This is a genomic window from Streptomyces sp. NPDC089799, assembly GCF_040684755.1.
Classification (GTDB): Bacteria; Actinomycetota; Actinomycetes; order Streptomycetales; family Streptomycetaceae; genus Streptomyces.
Window position 1 is genome coordinate 1 of sequence record NZ_JBFBGR010000018.1, and the last position, 15,796, is coordinate 15,796.

The 15,796-nt window shown below is 71.4% G+C and carries 16 protein-coding genes; 7 read left to right on the top strand and 9 right to left on the bottom strand.

What is annotated here, in order from left to right:
- Nucleotides 1-278 precede the first annotated feature (278 nt).
- Entirely contained in the window at nt 279-920 is a 642-nt protein-coding gene (locus AB0O36_RS20520) for a DNA-3-methyladenine glycosylase (protein WP_365112234.1), read from the bottom strand.
- 104 nt (nt 921-1,024) lie between these two features.
- Here AB0O36_RS20520 and AB0O36_RS20525 point away from each other — a divergent pair, with 104 nt between their 5' ends.
- The 3 genes from AB0O36_RS20525 to AB0O36_RS20535 all read left to right on the top strand — a co-directional run bounded on the left by AB0O36_RS20525 (nt 1,025) and on the right by AB0O36_RS20535 (nt 3,124).
- On the top strand, nt 1,025-1,807 hold the full coding sequence (locus AB0O36_RS20525; protein ID WP_365112237.1) for a sporulation protein: 783 nt from the start codon (nt 1,025-1,027) through the stop codon (nt 1,805-1,807).
- Between the two features lie 128 nt (nt 1,808-1,935).
- A complete protein-coding gene (locus AB0O36_RS20530) occupies nt 1,936-2,472 on the top strand; it encodes a YbhB/YbcL family Raf kinase inhibitor-like protein (protein ID WP_365112240.1) in 537 nt (178 codons plus the stop codon).
- A 148-nt stretch (nt 2,473-2,620) separates the two neighbouring features.
- Entirely contained in the window at nt 2,621-3,124 is a 504-nt protein-coding gene (locus AB0O36_RS20535; protein WP_365112243.1) for an HNH endonuclease, read from the top strand.
- A 94-nt stretch (nt 3,125-3,218) separates the two neighbouring features.
- Here the strand turns inward: AB0O36_RS20535 and AB0O36_RS20540 are convergent, their stop codons facing one another.
- The 4 genes from AB0O36_RS20540 to AB0O36_RS20555 form a co-directional block, all read right to left on the bottom strand.
- A complete protein-coding gene (locus tag AB0O36_RS20540) occupies nt 3,219-4,007 on the bottom strand; it encodes a sulfite exporter TauE/SafE family protein (protein WP_365112246.1) in 789 nt (262 codons plus the stop codon).
- 78 nt (nt 4,008-4,085) lie between these two features.
- On the bottom strand, nt 4,086-5,045 hold the full coding sequence (locus AB0O36_RS20545) for an SPFH domain-containing protein (RefSeq protein ID WP_365112249.1): 960 nt from the start codon (nt 5,043-5,045) through the stop codon (nt 4,086-4,088).
- 29 nt (nt 5,046-5,074) lie between these two features.
- Nucleotides 5,075-5,503: an NfeD family protein gene (locus AB0O36_RS20550; RefSeq protein ID WP_365112252.1), complete on the bottom strand. Its 429-nt coding sequence runs from the start codon at nt 5,501-5,503 to the stop codon at nt 5,075-5,077.
- 155 nt (nt 5,504-5,658) lie between these two features.
- Nucleotides 5,659-6,453 (bottom strand): ABC transporter ATP-binding protein, encoded by a 795-nt coding sequence (locus AB0O36_RS20555; protein ID WP_365112255.1) that lies wholly within the window; start codon nt 6,451-6,453, stop codon nt 5,659-5,661.
- A 98-nt stretch (nt 6,454-6,551) separates the two neighbouring features.
- On the opposite strand from AB0O36_RS20555, the gene AB0O36_RS20560 reads away from it, so the two are divergent.
- Nucleotides 6,552-7,340 (top strand): hypothetical protein, encoded by a 789-nt coding sequence (locus tag AB0O36_RS20560; protein ID WP_365112258.1) that lies wholly within the window; start codon nt 6,552-6,554, stop codon nt 7,338-7,340.
- Nucleotides 7,341-7,484: 144 nt separating this feature from the next.
- Here the strand turns inward: AB0O36_RS20560 and AB0O36_RS20565 are convergent, their stop codons facing one another.
- The 3 genes from AB0O36_RS20565 to AB0O36_RS20575 form a co-directional block, all read right to left on the bottom strand.
- Nucleotides 7,485-7,730, bottom strand: a complete 246-nt coding sequence (locus AB0O36_RS20565) for a chaplin family protein (protein ID WP_365112261.1) — start codon at nt 7,728-7,730, stop codon at nt 7,485-7,487.
- A 115-nt stretch (nt 7,731-7,845) separates the two neighbouring features.
- Nucleotides 7,846-8,499 carry a response regulator transcription factor gene (locus tag AB0O36_RS20570; protein WP_365112264.1) on the bottom strand — a complete coding sequence of 218 codons (654 nt, stop codon included), beginning with the start codon at nt 8,497-8,499 and terminating at the stop codon, nt 7,846-7,848.
- Nucleotides 8,492-9,643 (bottom strand): GAF domain-containing sensor histidine kinase, encoded by a 1,152-nt coding sequence (locus AB0O36_RS20575; RefSeq protein ID WP_365112267.1) that lies wholly within the window; start codon nt 9,641-9,643, stop codon nt 8,492-8,494. The genes AB0O36_RS20570 and AB0O36_RS20575 overlap by 8 nt, the downstream gene beginning before the upstream one ends.
- Before the next feature lie 194 nt (nt 9,644-9,837).
- On the opposite strand from AB0O36_RS20575, the gene AB0O36_RS20580 reads away from it, so the two are divergent.
- From AB0O36_RS20580 to AB0O36_RS20590, 3 genes are all read left to right on the top strand, one after another.
- The gene (locus AB0O36_RS20580; protein WP_365112270.1) at nt 9,838-10,548 is read left to right on the top strand and encodes an SDR family oxidoreductase; all 711 of its coding nucleotides are present in this window, start codon (nt 9,838-9,840) and stop codon (nt 10,546-10,548) included.
- Between the two features lie 38 nt (nt 10,549-10,586).
- Nucleotides 10,587-11,765 carry an S-adenosylmethionine:tRNA ribosyltransferase-isomerase gene (locus AB0O36_RS20585; protein ID WP_365112641.1) on the top strand — a complete coding sequence of 393 codons (1,179 nt, stop codon included), beginning with the start codon at nt 10,587-10,589 and terminating at the stop codon, nt 11,763-11,765.
- A gap of 308 nt (nt 11,766-12,073) precedes the next feature.
- Complete coding sequence (locus AB0O36_RS20590) at nt 12,074-12,739, top strand: transglycosylase SLT domain-containing protein (protein ID WP_365112273.1); 666 nt, start codon at nt 12,074-12,076, stop codon at nt 12,737-12,739.
- A 149-nt stretch (nt 12,740-12,888) separates the two neighbouring features.
- Here the strand turns inward: AB0O36_RS20590 and AB0O36_RS20595 are convergent, their stop codons facing one another.
- Nucleotides 12,889-15,450, bottom strand: coding sequence for an FHA domain-containing protein (locus AB0O36_RS20595; protein WP_365112276.1), 2,562 nt, complete (start codon nt 15,448-15,450; stop codon nt 12,889-12,891).
- Between the last annotated feature and the right edge of the window lie 346 nt (nt 15,451-15,796).

The window sequence follows — 15,796 nt, forward strand, 5'->3', positions numbered from 1 at the left end:
TCGTTCTTGCGTTTCCGACTCTATCAGATCTTTTCGGACCCGATTTCCTCGGCGCTTTCCGGTTCCGGCGCTTTCGCGCTTTTCCCTTCCGGCGTGACCACTACGCTAGCGGATTTCCCTTGCGGTTCATAATCGAGCCGCCGGTTTCGAATTCGGGCACGCCGAAATCGACCCCGCCAGGGGTGTGTCGCAGGTAGTGGGTTGGCCGCTCTCGGTGACTGTTTCAGCAGTCCCGTCTCAAGCGGCTCGGGCTACATTACGCGTCGCCCAAGACCGGGTCAAGTTGAACGGCGGCGCGGCGTATGGGCGCGATAAGGACTCACCGTGGGGTCGTGGGTGATCCAGAACCGGTACGGGTGGTCTGCTCCGTCTCCGCTCACTCCGGTGCGCGGTCCGATGCTCACCAGGTCGGGCGGGGTGGGGGTGCCGGTGAGTACGGAGAGAGGGGAGTCGGGTCCCGCGCAGAGGTCCGTTCCGTCGAGGGAGCGGTCCACGTCCAGGGCGGCCGCCAGGCGGGCCGGGCCTTTGGCCAGTTCCCTCGCCTGTTTGGCGGAAAGCCGACGTTTGGCGGCCAGGTCGGCGCCCACCGTGATCTCCCCCGCCCGCAGCAGGACACCGCTCGCGGTGTGCTCCGGGCCGCACACCAAGTTCAGGCTGAACCACATGCCGTAGATGAAGTAAACGTACGCGTGTCCGGGCGGGCCGAACATGGAAGCGTTCCGGGCGGTGCGGCCCCGGTAGGCGTGGGAGCCCGGGTCGGCCTGGCCCTCGTACGCCTCCACCTCGGTGATGCGGAGCTCGATGGGGCCCTCCGCAGTGCGCCGGACCAGGATCCGGCCGAGGAGGTCGGGGGCGACGGTGAGGGCCGGGCGGTCGTAGAAGTCGCGGGTCAGGGGCGTACGGTCGGGGCGCGCGCTCATCCGGTCGAGCGTAGTGGACTCCGTGGAGCTGCAACCGGGCTCTAAGGTTCCGCGTAAGTAAGAGGTAGTCGCACGTATAGAGCGCAAGCGCAGGGAGAGATTCGATGGGGTTCAGGAAGCTGCTGGCGAGCCTGGGTGCGGGCGGGGCCTCGGTGGACACGGTCATCACCGAGCCGAACGTGGTGCCGGGCGGGGTCGTGCAGGGTGAGGTCCGGATCCAGGGCGGTTCCGTCGACCAGCAGATCGAGGGGCTGTCGGTCGGGCTGCAGGCCCGTGTGGAGGTCGAGGGCGGCGACCAGGAGTACAAGCAGGACATCGTCTTCAGCAAGCAGCGGCTCGGCGGGGCCTTCACCGTGCAGGCCGGCGCGCAGCACGTGGTGCCGTTCGGGCTGGAGATCCCCTGGGAGACGCCGATCACCCACTTCGCCGGGCAGCACCTGCACGGCATGAACATCGGGGTGAGCACCGAGCTGGAGATCGCGCGGGCGGTGGACGCCGGCGACCTGGACCCGATCAACGTGCACCCGGTGCCGGCGCAGCAGGCGATCCTGGACGCGTTCGGGCAGCTGGGCTTCCGGTTCCGCAGCGCGGACATGGAGCGCGGCCACATCCGGGGCACCCGGCAGCAGCTGCCCTTCTACCAGGAGATCGAGTTCCTGCCGCCGCAGCAGTACCGCGGGCTGAACCAGGTCGAGCTGACCTTCGTCTCCGACGGGCGGCAGATGGACGTCGTGCTGGAGATGGACAAGAAGCCGGGTCTGTTCTCCGAGGGCAGCGACACCTACCGCTGCTTCCAGGTCGACCTGCACAACTTCCAGGGCACCGACTGGGCGGGCTACCTGAACCAGTGGATCGCTTCGGTGGGCTCGCAGCGCAACTGGTTCTGACCGTTGCCGTAGGGAGCGGGAGAAGTGGGAAGAGGGGGCCGGGTCGCCGAGCGATCCGGCCCCCTCGTCTGCGTCCGGCCCTAAGCTCCCTTGCGGAAGGTTTCCGATCACACCAGGAGGTTTCCGTCGTGTCCGAGCCGAAGAGGCCGCCGCTGCCGCACGATTTCCACCCCGAGGTGCACGAGTTCACGGTGATGAGCACCGATCTGGCGCCGGGCGCCGATCTCGGTGACGCGCAGGTGAAGTCGGGCGGGGACGTCTCTCCGCACCTGCGGTGGGAGGGGTTCCCGGAGGGGACCGGGAGCTTCGCCGTGACGTGCTTCGATCCCGACGCGCCGACGGGCAGCGGGTTCTGGCACTGGGTGCTGTTCGACATCCCGGCGTCGGTGACCGAGCTGCCGGCCGGGGCGGGCAGCGGCACGTACGGCGGTCTGCCGCCCGGTGCGGTGCACGCGCGGAACGACTACGGGTCGAAGGACTTCGGCGGGGCGGCTCCGCCGGCCGGCGAGCGGCACCGGTACGTGTTCACCGTCTACGCGGTGGACCGGGAGAAGCTGGGTCCGGACGCGGACGCGTCTCCTGCGGCCGTCGGGTTCAATCTGCGCTTCCACACGCTCGGGCGCGCTCAGCTGGTGGGTGAGTACGAGGCTCCGGCCGCGGACTGATCGTTCGCCGGGTGTTTGCCCGGTCCTGGTCTAAAGGCGGCCGGGACCGGGCATTTTTAATGCGTTGTCCCGCGTGGCGTGCGCGTCCAGAGTGGTGCCGGGCCTTGCTGCCAAAGGGGTGCGGGCCTGCACACGGGAGGTGGGCGAGATGCGGGACACGCTGGTGCTGAACGCGAGCTTCGAGCCGCTGTCGACGGTGACGCTGAACCGGGCCGTCGTTCTGGTGCTGCAGGACAAGGCCGTCGTCGAGCAGTCGCATCCCGAACTCCGTGTGCGTGCGGCCGCGCTGGATCTTCCGATGCCCCGGGTGATCAGGTTGTGCAGGTACGTGAGGGTGCCGTTCCGAAGACATGCTCCGTGGTCGCGGAGGGGTGTGCTGGTCCGGGACCAGAACCGGTGCGCGTACTGCGGGAAGCGGGCCACCACGGTGGACCACGTACTGCCGAAGGCGCAGGGTGGTGGGGACACCTGGTTGAACACGGTGGCGTCGTGCGCCGAGGACAACCACCGGAAGGCGGCCCGGACTCCGGAGGAGGCCGGGATGCCGCTGCTGCGCAAACCGTTCGTGCCGACTCCGGCGGACGCGCTGGTCGCCGCGCTGGGGCTGGGCGGGCGGGACGCGTTGCCGGACTGGCTCCCCCGGTCCGCCTGATCCTTCTGTTCCGTTCCTCTTCTTCGTGGGCCCGTTCCGCTGCGGCGGGGCGGGCCCACGGCGTACGCGGGGCCGGTGGGAGGGCGTCCGGCGGTCAGCGGAGCAGCAGCTGGGCGATCGCGACGAGGCCGACCACGACGATGACGGCGCGGAGCGCGGTCGGCGGGAGGCGGCGGCCGATCTTGGCGCCGATCTGGCCGCCGAGGGTGGAGCCGACGGCGATGAGCACCACGGCGGTCCAGTCGAAGTCGGCGACGAAGAGGAAGAAGAGGGCGGCGATGCCGTTGACGAGGGCGGCGAGCACGTTCTTGACGGCGTTGATCCGCTGCAGGTCGTCGTGGAGGAGCAGGCCCATCAGGCCGATGTAGAGCACGCCCTGGGCGGCGCCGAAGTAGCCGCCGTAGGCGCTGGCGAGCAGCATGCCGGCGTGCAGGGCGGGGCCGCCGTCGGGGTCGCCCGCGCCGGCGCCGGTGGTCTCCTGGCGTTCGCGGAGTGCCTTGGCGAGCCTGGGCTGGAAGATGACGAGGACCAGGGCGAGTCCGATGAGGACCGGGACGATGGTGTCGAAGGACTCGCTGGGCAGGGTGATGAGCAGGATGGCACCGGTCAGTCCGCCGACGAGGGTGGTGGCGGCCAGGCGGCGTACCCGGCGGCCCTGGCCCCGGAGTTCCTTGCGGTAGCCGATGGCACCGCTTATGGATCCGGGGACCAGGCCCAGGGTGTTGGAGACGTTGGCGGTGACCGGTGGCAGTCCGGTGGCGAGCAGCACCGGGAAGGTGATCAGGGTGCCGGAGCCGACGATGGTGTTGATCGTGCCGGCGCCGATGCCGGCTGCGAAGACCGCGACGGATTCCCAGAGGGAGTCGTGGATGGACAAGGCCATCTCCTTCGGATCAGTGAGTCGCCTCCCCGCCGTGAGGGTCGAGGGGCCTCACCGATCATCCCGGAGCGGTCGGCCGGGTCAGTCGATGGGGGGCTGTTCGCGGCGCCCGCCGGTGTCGCCGGGTGCGCCCGCCTGCTTGGGGAGCGAGGCCGAACCGCCGCCCGTCGGGCCGAAGTTGCCGAGGGCTCCGGAGAGGCCCTTGAGGGCGTCGCCGATCTCGCTGGGCACGATCCAGAGCTTGTTGGCGTCGCCTTCGGCGATCTTCGGGAGCATCTGGAGGTACTGGTAGGAGAGGAGCTTCTGGTCCGGGTCTCCGGCGTGGATCGCCTCGAAGACCGTGCGGACGGCCTGGGCCTCGCCCTCGGCGCGCAGGGCGGCGGCCTTGGCCTCGCCCTCGGCGCGGAGGATCGCGGACTGCTTCTCGCCCTCGGCCTTGAGGATCTCGGACTGGCGGACGCCTTCGGCCTGGAGGATGGAGGCGCGCTTGTCACGGTCGGCGCGCATCTGCTTCTCCATCGAGTCCTGGATGGAGGTCGGCGGGTCGATGGCCTTGAGCTCGACGCGGTTGACGCGGATGCCCCACTTGCCGGTGGCCTCGTCGAGCACGCCGCGCAGGGCCGCGTTGATCTCCTCGCGGGAGGTCAGGGTCCGTTCCAGGTCCATGCCGCCGATGATGTTGCGGAGGGTGGTGACGGTGAGCTGTTCGATGGCCTGGATGTAGCTGGCGACCTCGTAGGTCGCGGCGCGGGCGTCGGTCACCTGGTAGTAGATGACGGTGTCGATGTTGACGACCAGGTTGTCCTGGGTGATGACCGGCTGCGGCGGGAACGGGACGACCTGTTCGCGGAGGTCGATCCGGTTGCGGATCGAGTCGATGAACGGGACGACGATGTTGAGTCCCGCGTTGAGGGTGCGGGTGTAGCGCCCGAACCGTTCCACGATGGCGGCGCTGGCCTGCGGGATCACCTGGATCGTCTTGACCAGTGCGATGAAGACCAGCACCACCAGAATGACCAGGACGATGATGATCGGTTGCATGCGGTTCCCCGTGCCCTTCTGGCTGTCTGTTACATGACGACGGCGGTGGCGCCGTCGATCTCGACCACGTCGACCTGGAGGCCTGGTTCGTAGCTGAGCCCCGGGTCGAGGCTGCGGGCGGACCAGATCTCGCCGGCGAGTTTGATGCGCCCTCCGGTGCCGTCCACCCGCTCCAGGACGACGGCGCTCCTGCCCTTCAGCGCGTCGATTCCGCTGCGGTGCTGCGGGCGTTGGTCGCGGTGCCGGTTGGCGATCGGGCGGACGACGGCGAGGAGCGCGACCGACACGATCACGAAGACGAGGACCTGTGCGACGGGGCCGCCGCCGAGGGCGGCCGTGACGGCGGCGGCGACGGCGCCGACCGCGAACATGCCGAATTCCGGCATGGCGGTGAGGACCAGCGGGATGCCGAGTCCGACCGCGCCGATGAGCCACCACACCCATGCGTCGATGTCCACATGGTCATGGTAGGTCGCCCGGGCGCGGTCGGGACAGGGTACGGGGTTCCCGGGCGGGGTGAACCGGCGTGCGGGGGACGGTTTCTGACGTATCGGAGCCTGGGTGCCGGCACGGGGTGCCGGCACCTGTGCGGTGGCGTCCGCGCGTCGGCGCGTCAGCGCAGGGGCAGGCCCTGGGCGGTCCAGCGGTCGTGTTCGTTGCGCTCGACGACGAGCGGGAGCCCGAAGCACAGGGAGAGGTTTCGGGAGGTCAGTTCGAGGTCGATGGGGCCGGCCGTGACGATCTTGCCCTGGCGGATCATGAGCACGTGGGTAAAGCCGGGCGCGATCTCCTCGACGTGGTGGGTCACCATGATCATGGAGGGGGCCAGCGGGTCGCGGGCGAGCCGGCCGAGGCGCCGTACGAGGTCCTCGCGGCCGCCGAGGTCGAGGCCGGCGGCGGGCTCGTCGAGGAGCAGCAGCTCGGGGTCGGTCATCAGGGCGCGGGCGATCAGGGTGCGCTTGCGCTCGCCCTCGGAGAGGGTGCCGAACTTGCGGTCGAGGTAGGGGGTCATGCCGAGGCGGTCGAGGAAGGCGCGGGCGCGCTGCTCGTCGACCTCCTCGTACTCCTCGTGCCAGGTGGCCGTCATGCCGTAGGCGGCGGTGAGGACGGTCTGCAGGACCGTCTGGCGCTTGGGCAGCTTGTCGGCCATGGCGATGCCGGCCATGCCGATGCGCGGGCGCAGCTCGAAGACGTCGACCTTGCCGAGGGTGGAGCCGAGGATGGTGCTGGTGCCCTTGGTGGGGTAGAGGTAGCTGGAGGCGACGTTGAGCAGGGTGGTCTTCCCGGCGCCGTTCGGCCCGAGGATCACCCAGCGCTCCCCCTCCTTGACCGACCAGGAGATCTGGTCCACCAGAGCCCGGCCCTCGCGGACCACGGATACGTCCACCAGCTCCAGAACGTCGCTCATGAGGTTGTTGTCTCCCCTTGCAGTCTTGGTCTCACCGCGCCGGTGGGCGCAGCCCCAGGGAAAACCTACGCCACTCGTGAGGTCCGTAAGGTGGGGGGATGCTGATCGAACCACGTTCAGGGCGGCTGGCCGCCTGGGGGAACGCACTGCTGGCCGGTCTGGTCTCGCCCGACGAGGCGGCGCTGTCGATCGTGGGCGAGGACTCGGTGCACCGGGTGTCGGGGCTGCCGGGTGAGGCGGGGCCGGTGGGTCTGACGCTGGCGCTGGGGCGGCTGCGGGCGATGGGGGTGTCGGGGCTGAGGGTGGCGCTGCCGGCTCCGGGGCATCCGCTGGGGCTGAGCGGTCCGCCGGAGTTCAACGCGAAGGCGCTGGAGGCGGAGGAGGCGGTGGTGTGCACGGGGGCCTCGTTCGGCCTGGTGCCCGCGGTGTCCGAGGCCGGGCCCGAGGGTGATGTGCACGTGTCGGTGCTGTGGGAGTGCCTGCCGGTACGGGAGGCACCGCCGGCGGACGTGCCTTCGCTGGGCGAGGCGGAGCGGGAGCTGGCGGAGGCGCTGCGGGAGGCGACGGTGACGCTGACCCGGCTGGACGTGGCGGCCTCGGGTCCGGTGGCGGAGCGGGCGCTGGACGCGTACCGGGCGAGGTCGGAGGCGGGCCGCGAGGTGCTGGCTCCGGGGTATCCGCCGCGGGCGGTGCGGGTGCTGGAGCTGGCGCAGCGGATCGGGCTGCTGGTGGGGATGGCGTACGAGCACGGGCACGGCGGGGCGGTGTCGGCCTCGGAGATGCAGGCGCGGGCGTTCGCGCTGCGGCCGGTGGAGCGGGTGGCCCGGCGGGCGCAGGTGGCGGCGTACAACGCGTACGTGGAGGAGCAGCAGCGCGGGCGCGGCTAGCGGGCGTCGTTCGGATCAGGCCGGGGCAGGGGCCGGGGTCGTACGGGGAGACGGGCCGGCCCCGCCTCCCGGGGAGAGTCTGTGGGAGGCGGGGCCGGGGCCGGACGGACGGCCGCGCGGGGCGGCGGGCTGCCGGCGGGGGCGTCAGTCGTTGACGGCGGTGTTGCCCCAGGCGCCGTTGAGCAGGCCGATCACGCTGACGGAGTTGCCGACCACGTTCACCGGCACGTGCACGGGGACCTGCAGCAGGTTGCCGGAGGCGACGCCGGGGGAACCGGCGGCCTGGCCGTCGGCCTGCGCACCGCCGTGGGCCGCGGAGACACCGGCGGCGGCGGCGACCAGGCCGCCGGCGATCGCGGTGACGGCAGCGGCCTTCTTCAGGTTCTTCACTTTCAAAGCCTCCATGAGCGTTCGCCGCGGCCGTCCGCCGCGACACGCCATGGAGAACGCCGGGCCCCCGGCGGGGATACGCCATGTGGGCTACATACACCCGACGGTATGAATCTCAGTCCGCAGCATTGCCCGTGCGGACGGCCCAGAGCGCGGCCTGGGTCCGGTCCGCCAGGTCGAGCTTCATGAGGATGTTCGAGACGTGGGTCTTGACCGTCTTCTCGGAGAGCACCAGGGCGCGGGCGATCTCCCGGTTGGAGCGGCCGTCCGCGATCAGCGCGAGGACCTCGCGTTCGCGGTCGGTGAGGGTGGAGCCGCGGGTCGGGGCGGGCGGCTGCTCGTCCTCGGAGAGCAGGGTGAGCGCGACCTCGGGCTGGAGCAGCACGTGGCCGGCGTGGACGGAGCGGATGGCTGCGGCCAGGGCGTCGGGGTCGATGTCCTTGTAGACGTATCCGGCGGCGCCGGCGCGGAGCGCGGGGACCACGGTCCGCTGCTCGGTGAAGCTGGTGACGATCAGGACGCGGGCCGGATTGCCGAGCTCGCGCAGCCGCCGCAGGGCGTCGATGCCGTCCAGGCCGGGCATTTTGATGTCCATAAGGATCACGTCCGGCCGGAGCTCCTCGGCGCGGTCGATGCCGGCCTGTCCGTCCGCCGCCTCGCCGACCACGTCGATGTCGTCCTGGATCTCCAGGAAGGTGCGCAGTCCACGGCGCACCACCTGGTGGTCGTCGACCAGCAGGACCCTGATCCGGTTCGGGTCGTCAGACACCCGGGACCTCCATCTCGATCGTGGTGCCCGCACCGGGCTCGGAGTGCACGGTGAGGCGGCCCCCGGCTCCGCTCGCCCGGTCGCGCATGGAGACCAGCCCGAGGTGGCGGCCGGCCCGGCGGACCGCCTTGGGGTCGAAGCCGGTGCCGTCGTCGCTGACCTTGAGGACGACGCGGCCGGCGCCGTCCCGGGTGAGGGTGACGGACACCCGCCGGGCGTCCGCGTGCCGCAGGGCGTTGTGCAGGGCCTCCTGCGCGACCCGGAGCAGGGCCTCCTCCTGGGTGCGGGGCAGGGCCTTCACGCCTTCGCTGCTGAAGAGGACGCGGGCGCGGTGCGCGCGGTCGAGGACCCGGACCTGGTTGCGGAGGGTGGCGACGAGCCCGTCCTCGTCGAGGGCGGCGGGGCGGAGCTCGACCACGGCGGCGCGGAGCTCGTCGGCCGCTTCGGCGGCGAGCACGGCGACCTGGTGGAGTTCCTCCTTGGCGCGGGCCGGGTCGCGGTCGACGAGGGCGGCGGCGGCCTGGGCGGTGAGCCGGAGGGAGAACAGCTTCTGGGCGACCGCGTCGTGCAGCTCGTGGGCCAGCCGGGAGCGCTCCTCGGCGATGGTGAGCTCGCGGCTGCGCTCGTAGAGGCGGGCGTTGGTCAGGGCGATGGCGGCGTGCTGGGCGAGGATGCCGAGGACCGTCTCGTCCGCCTCGGTGAAGCCGCATCCGCCGCCGGGGCGGGGGCACTGCTTGTTGGCGAGGAAGAGGGCGCCGAGGATCTCGTCGCCGTCGCGGATCGGCAGGCCGAGGAAGTCGGACATCTCGGGGTGGGCGGAGGGCCAGCCCTCGAAGCGCGGGTCCTGCCGCACGTCGGCCAGCCGCTCGACGCCGGGCGAGTGGAGCATCGAGGCGAGGATGCCGTGCTGGCGGGGCAGCGGGCCGATGCGGCGCCACTGCTCGTCGCTGATGCCGTCGACGACGAACTGGGCGAAGCCGCCGTGGTCGTCGGGGACGCCGAGGGCCGCGTACTCCGCGCCGAGGAGCTCCCGGGCCGACACCACGATCGTGTGGAGGACGTCGCGGACCTCCAGCCGGCGGCTCATGGCGAGCAGCGCGCTGCTGACGGCGGCCAGGCCCGTGCGTTCCGGTCCGTTGTGCATGTGATCACCGTACCGGCGCGGCTGACCTGCGGGATCGGGCTGGAGCCCTAGGTCCTGCCGGCGCCGGGGGTAGGGCGAAGGGCGGGGCGGGACCGGTCCCGTCGGCCGAGGTGCCGGAGGCCGTCCCGTTCCTAGGTTGGGGGCATCGATCCGGACGGACGATCCGGACGGACACAGGGAAGGCGGGAGCGGCCATGGCGGTGGCGATCGTGACGGGGGCTTCGCGGGGGCTGGGCCGGGCCCTGGCCCGGCAGCTGGCGGGGCGCGGCTGGGACGTGGTGGTGGGGGCGCGGGACGCGACCGCCCTGGGGGATGCCGTGGAGCTCGTGGACCGGGCGGGTGCGGGGGTTCGGGTGGTGGCGGTGGCCGGGGACGTGACCTCGGCTGCGCACCGGGCCGGGCTGGTGGCGGCGGCGCGGGAGCTGGGCGGGCTGGACCTGCTGGTGAACAACGCGGCGGTGCTGGGGGCGGAGCCGCTGGTGCCGCTGGCGGAGCAGCCTCTGGAGGGTTTCCGGCGGGCGCTGGAGGTCAACCTGGTGGCGCCGCTGGGTCTGGTGCAGGAGGCGCTGCCGCTGCTGCGGGCCTCGGGGCGGGGCGCGGTGCTCAACCTCAGCTCGGACGCGGCGGTCGTGGCGTACGCGACGTGGGGGGCGTACGGGGCGACCAAGGCGGGGGTGGACCTGCTGTCGGGGGCGCTGGCGGCGGAGGAGCCGGGGCTGCGGGTGTGGTGGGCCGATCCGGGGTCGATGGCGACGCGGATGATGGCGGCGGCGGAGCCGGAGGAGGATCTGGCGGCGCTCCCGACGCCCGAGGAGGTGGCGCCGGCGCTGCTGCGGCTGGTGGAGGAGGGGCTGCCGAGCGGGCGGTACACGGCCGAGGGGCTCGCGGCGGGGGTGCCGAAGTGACGGCGCACGCCCCTTATAGGGAGCATTCCTCTCATACGATCTGCTCTCCCTATATAAAGGACATTCCACCGGAGCTTTCTGCTCGGGTGCCGCCGGAGCAGCGGGGGCCGGGGCTGGGGCGGGACGCCGTACGGCTGCTGGTGTCCAGGGGGACGGAGGTGTCGCTGCGGGCCTTCGGTGAGCTGCCGGGGCTGCTGCGGGCGGGGGACGTCCTGGTGGTGAACACCTCGGCCACCCTTGCGGCGGCGGTGGACGGGCGGGTGGCCGGCGGGGGCGGTGGGGCCGGCGGGGAGCCGGTCGTCGTGCACTTCTCGACGCGCGGCGACGACGGCCGGTGGGCGGTGGAGCTCAGGGAGCGGGACGGCTCGGGCACCACCCGGCCCCGGCCCGGCGGCCCCGCGGGGACGGTGGTGGGCCTGCCGGACGGGCTGCGGCTGGTACTGGAGGAGCCGCTGGCACCGGGGGCGGACCGGCTGTGGTGGGCGCGGCCGTCGTGGAAGGCCGGGGCTCGGGGGGCGTACGGGGTGCAGGACGCGCCGGTGGCGCCTGGCACGCAGGGGGCGTACGGCACGCAGGGCGTCCTGGGTGCGCAGGGCGTGTACGGGGTGATGCGGCGGCACGGGAGGCCGATCCGGTACGCCTATACGGAGCGGGACCAGCCCTTGTCGGCGTACCAGACGGTGTTCGCGGTGCCGGCGGCGGACGGTTCGGGCTCGGCGGAGATGCCGAGCGCGGCCCGCCCCTTCACCGCGGAGCTGGTGGCGCGGCTGGTGAGCCGGGGCGTGCAGTTCGCCCCGCTGACCCTGCACACGGGGGTGGCGTCGGCGGAGGCGCACGAGCCGCCGTACCCGGAACGCTTCGAGGTGCCGGAGGCCACGGCGCGCCTGGTGAACGCGGCCAGGGCGGGAGGGGGCCGGGTGCTGGCCGTGGGGACCACGGCGGTCCGGGCGCTGGAGTCGGCGGCGGACCGCTCGGGGGCGGTCCGGGCGGTCCGGGGCTGGACGGACCTGGTGGTGACCCCGGAGCGGGGGGTACGGGTGGTGGACGGGCTGCTGACCGGGCTGCACGAGCCGGCGGCCTCGCACCTGCTGATGCTGGAGGCGGTCGCCGGGAGGGCCGCGGTGGAGCGCGGATACGCCGAGGCGCTGACCCGTCTCTGCCTCTGGCACGAGTTCGGGGACGTCCATCTGCTACTCCAGGAGGAGGACAGTCACTGATTGCATTGCTGTTGCAACTTACGGTGAGATTGTCACGGGCCTGATGTGAGCCCGCGCATAGGACCCACATCACTTACGAAGGTCGGTAGTGGATAAGTAAAGAGGTCATCAGAGCCGCTCAGAGCGGGACTCATGGCGAAATGGGAGGGCTTGCGCGGGCCCTTGATCCACTATCCGGCTTCGTACGTCACACCTTTGCCACAGGATTTTGCCGCCGCTAAGAATGGCTGCCGTCGCACAGCGCCACTGGATCCCGGATCCGCGTGGCGCTTTCCTGCGGCCCCCCGCTCTTCGTAAAGGTGTGCTCCATGTCTGCGTCCAGCTATGCCGGTCTCAAGCGTCTGACCAAGGCTCACAAGATGTCGATCGCCGGCGTCGCCGCGCTCAGCACCGCCGCCCTCGCGTTCTCCCTCGTTCCCGGTGGCGTCGAGGAGGCCCGTGCCGTCAGCACGGCCCCGGTCGCCGTGGAGCAGATCGTGGCCGCCGCCCACACCAAGAGCCTCACCGACCAGGCCGTCGCCCAGCAGGCCCTCGCCGTGAAGGCCAAGGCGAAGGCCGACGCCGACGCCAAGGCCAAGGCCGAGGCCGCCGCGAAGAAGGCCCGCGCGGAGAAGGAGGCGGCCACGCGCTCCATCGTCCGCAAGCCGCTCTTCGCGAACAACCTGGACGGCTGGATCAAGGAAGCCCTCTGGATCATGAAGAAGGAAGGCATCCCGGGCACCTACCAGGGCATCCACCGCAACATCATGCGGGAGTCCTCCGGTAACCCCCGCGCGATCAACAACTGGGACATCAACGCCCAGAACGGCATCCCCAGCAAGGGCCTGCTGCAGGTCATCGCCCCGACCTTCAAGACGTACCACGTCAAGGGCACCAAGTTCGACCAGTACGACCCGGTCGCCAACATCGTCGCGGCCTGCAACTACGCCGCCGACCGCTACGGCTCGATGGACAACGTCAACAGCGCCTACTGACGGGCGCCCGCCGACGGGCACCGAGCACCCGCGGCACTGCCGCGACACCGGCCGCACGGCCGCGCACACCCCCACGCGCCGCAGGGCGGCACCCGGAGTCCGGGTGCCGCCCTGCGGCGTTGGTGTGCCTCTCTGCGGCCCTGCCCGCCCTACTTGCGCATGACCTCGGGCTCGTGGCGGCGCAGCAGGCGCGCGACCGCGAAGCCGCAGGCGACGCCCATGAGCAGCAGGACGGCGATGTCCAGCGTCCACTGGCCGGCCGTGGCCTCCCACAGCGGGTCGAGGTTGGTGGGGTCCTTCTTGTCCCACGGCGGCATGAGGTGGGCCAGGTCCAGGGTGGTGCCGGACGCGGCGACGGCCCAGCGGGACGGCATGAGCCAGGCGAACTGCTCCAGGCCCGGGGAGTCGTACACCTGGAAGAGGATGCCGGTGAACACGACCTGGACGATCGCGAACATGACCAGCAGCGGCATGGTCTTCTCGGCGGTCTTCACCAGCGAGGAGATCACCAGGCCGAACATCATCGAGGTGAAGCCGAGGGCGATCACCGACAGGCAGAGCTCGACGGCCGGGTTCATGAACAGGCCCTCTGCGGGCAGCTCGCGGGGAGCGAAGCCGATACCGCAGATGATCACGGCCTGGATGGCCGTGATGAGGCCGAGGACGATCACCTTCGACATGAGGTACGCCGACCGGGACAGGCCGGTGGCGCGCTCGCGTTCGTAGATGACCCGTTCCTTGATCAACTCACGGACCGAGTTGGCGGCGCCCGAGAAGCACATGCCGATCACGAGGATCAGCATGATCGTGCCGGCGTCGCCGTTGAAGCGGGACGGCGGCTTCGGCGGGGCCAGGCCGAAGTCGGCCGGGATCACCACGGAGACCACGCCCAGGACGGCGGGCAGGATCAGCATCAGGCCCATGAAGCCCTTGTCGGACGCGATCACCGACACGTAGCGGCGCATCAGGGTCCACAGCTGGTCGCCCCAGCCCTGGGCCTTCTTCGGGTTCAGCTGCTGCGGCGAGGGCATGGTGACCGACTGGGGGGCCTGCGCGTCCAGGTCGGCGGCGTACAGCTGGTAGTGCTGCGAGCCCTTCCAGCGGCCGGCCCAGTCGTAGTCGCGGTAGTTCTCGAAGGCCGAGAAGACGTCCGCCCACGTGCTGTAGCCGAAGAAGTTCAGCGCCTCGTCCGGCGGGCCGAAGTACGCGACCGAACCGCCCGGGGCCATCACCAGCAGCTTGTCGCAGAGGGACAGCTCGGCCACGGAGTGGGTGACCACCAGGACGGTGCGGCCGTCGTCGGCAAGGCCGCGCAGCAGCTGCATGACGTCGCGGTCCATGCCCGGGTCGAGGCCGGAGGTCGGCTCGTCCAGGAAGATCAGCGACGGCTTGGTGAGCAGCTCCAGGGCCACCGAGACGCGCTTGCGCTGGCCGCCGGAGAGGGCGGTGATCTTCTTGTCCTTGTGGATGTCGAGCTTGAGCTCGCGCAGCACCTCGTTGATGCGGGCGGCGCGCTCGGACTCGGCGGTGTCGCCGGGGAAGCGCAGCTTGGCCGCGTACTTGAGGGCCGTCGCGACCCGCAGCTCCTTGTGCAGGATGTCGTCCTGCGGCACCAGGCCGATGCGCTGGCGGAGCTCGGCGAACTGCTTGTACAGGTTCCGGTTGTCGTAGAGGACGTCGCCCTGGTCCGCGGGGCGGTAGCCGGTGAGCGCCTTGAGCAGCGTCGACTTGCCGGAGCCGGAGGGGCCGATGACCCCGATCAGCGACTTCTCCGGGACGCCGAAGGTGACGTCCTTGAGGATCTGCTTGCCGCCGTCGACCGTGACCGTGAGGTGGCGGGCGGAGAAGGAGACGTCACCGGTGTCGACGAACTCCTCGAGCCGGTCGCCGACGATCCGGAAGGTGGAGTGGCCGACGCCGACGATGTCGTTCGGGCCGAGCTGAGCGCTGCCGGACTTGGGCAGCGCCTGGCCGTTGACGTAGGTGCCGTTGTGGCTGCCGAGGTCGTGGATCTCGAAGCGGCCGCCGGTGGCGCGGAACTCCGCGTGGTGGCGGGAGACCTGGAGGTCGGAGACGACCAGTTCGTTGTCGAGGGCACGGCCGATCCGCATCACGCGGCCGACGGCGATCTGGTGGAAGGTCGTCGGGCTGCGGTCGGCGTAGCCACTGCCCTGACCGCCGGCGGCCGGGCCCTGGGCGGCGGGGCGGTGGCCCTGCTGCTGGGGCACGTGCGGCTGCTGGTAGGCCTGCGGCTGCTGCGCCTGCTGCTGCGGCTGCTGGTACTGGTGGTGGGCCTGCTGGTGCGGCGCCTGCTGGGCGTAGGCATCGTGGGCCTGCGGGGCCTGCTGCTGCCCTCCCGGCCAGGCGGCCTGGTGCGCGCCCTGGTGGTGCTGCGGAGCGGCGGCCGCGGCGGCCGGAGCGGCAGCGGTGAAATCAAGCCGCGGGCCGTCGTTGGCATTGCCGAGGTGCACCGGGGTGCCCGGTGCGATCTCGGTGTGCTGGACCCTGGTCCCGCGCACGTACGTGCCGTTGGTGCTGCCGTGGTCTTCGATCGCCCAACCCCGGCCGTTCCAGCTGATGGTGGCGTGCCGCCACGAGACGCGGGCGTCGTCGATCACCACATCACCCTGGGGGTCGCGCCCCAGTGTGTACGACCTGGACGCGTCGAGGGTCCAGGTCCTTCCGTTCAATTCCAGTACGAGTTCCGGCACTCCAGCCCCACTTGTTGTCCCCCGAGAAATCCCCCTGCGTCAGGGAGTCTAGGGATCGCGAACATCCGGGGGAACTATTCCAGGCCCGCGCGCACAAGTGGAATCCGGGCCTTGTCGGGGCCGGGGAAAGGCACCCGGAAAGTGCGATAGGGGACGTCTCGCACCGTGTACCGCGGCCGGTGGAACCGGTGAAGCGGCGTTGGGCGTCACCGGGTTGGGAGGAGCGGCTTCGGCATGCCCGCAGCCGGGTCCGTGGGACGGGGCGTTCGGGACCTGACGGTTCCCGGACCCTGCGGGGCGGTTCCCCCGGCCCGCCCGTTTCCGAAACGGGAGCCTGCGGCCGCGG

What these genes read in the sequence shown, in the direction of transcription:
- AB0O36_RS20520 (WP_365112234.1), bottom strand. Translation starts at nt 920, where the DNA reads ATGAGCGCGCGCCCCGACCGTACGCCCCTGACCCGCGACTTCTACGAC.
- AB0O36_RS20525 (WP_365112237.1), top strand. Translation starts at nt 1,025, where the DNA reads ATGGGGTTCAGGAAGCTGCTGGCGAGCCTGGGTGCGGGCGGGGCCTCG.
- AB0O36_RS20535 (WP_365112243.1), top strand. Translation starts at nt 2,621, where the DNA reads ATGCGGGACACGCTGGTGCTGAACGCGAGCTTCGAGCCGCTGTCGACG.
- AB0O36_RS20540 (WP_365112246.1), bottom strand. Translation starts at nt 4,007, where the DNA reads ATGGCCTTGTCCATCCACGACTCCCTCTGGGAATCCGTCGCGGTCTTC.
- AB0O36_RS20545 (WP_365112249.1), bottom strand. Translation starts at nt 5,045, where the DNA reads ATGCAACCGATCATCATCGTCCTGGTCATTCTGGTGGTGCTGGTCTTC.
- AB0O36_RS20555 (WP_365112255.1), bottom strand. Translation starts at nt 6,453, where the DNA reads ATGAGCGACGTTCTGGAGCTGGTGGACGTATCCGTGGTCCGCGAGGGC.
- AB0O36_RS20560 (WP_365112258.1), top strand. Translation starts at nt 6,552, where the DNA reads ATGCTGATCGAACCACGTTCAGGGCGGCTGGCCGCCTGGGGGAACGCA.
- AB0O36_RS20575 (WP_365112267.1), bottom strand. Translation starts at nt 9,643, where the DNA reads ATGCACAACGGACCGGAACGCACGGGCCTGGCCGCCGTCAGCAGCGCG.
- AB0O36_RS20580 (WP_365112270.1), top strand. Translation starts at nt 9,838, where the DNA reads ATGGCGGTGGCGATCGTGACGGGGGCTTCGCGGGGGCTGGGCCGGGCC.
- AB0O36_RS20590 (WP_365112273.1), top strand. Translation starts at nt 12,074, where the DNA reads ATGTCTGCGTCCAGCTATGCCGGTCTCAAGCGTCTGACCAAGGCTCAC.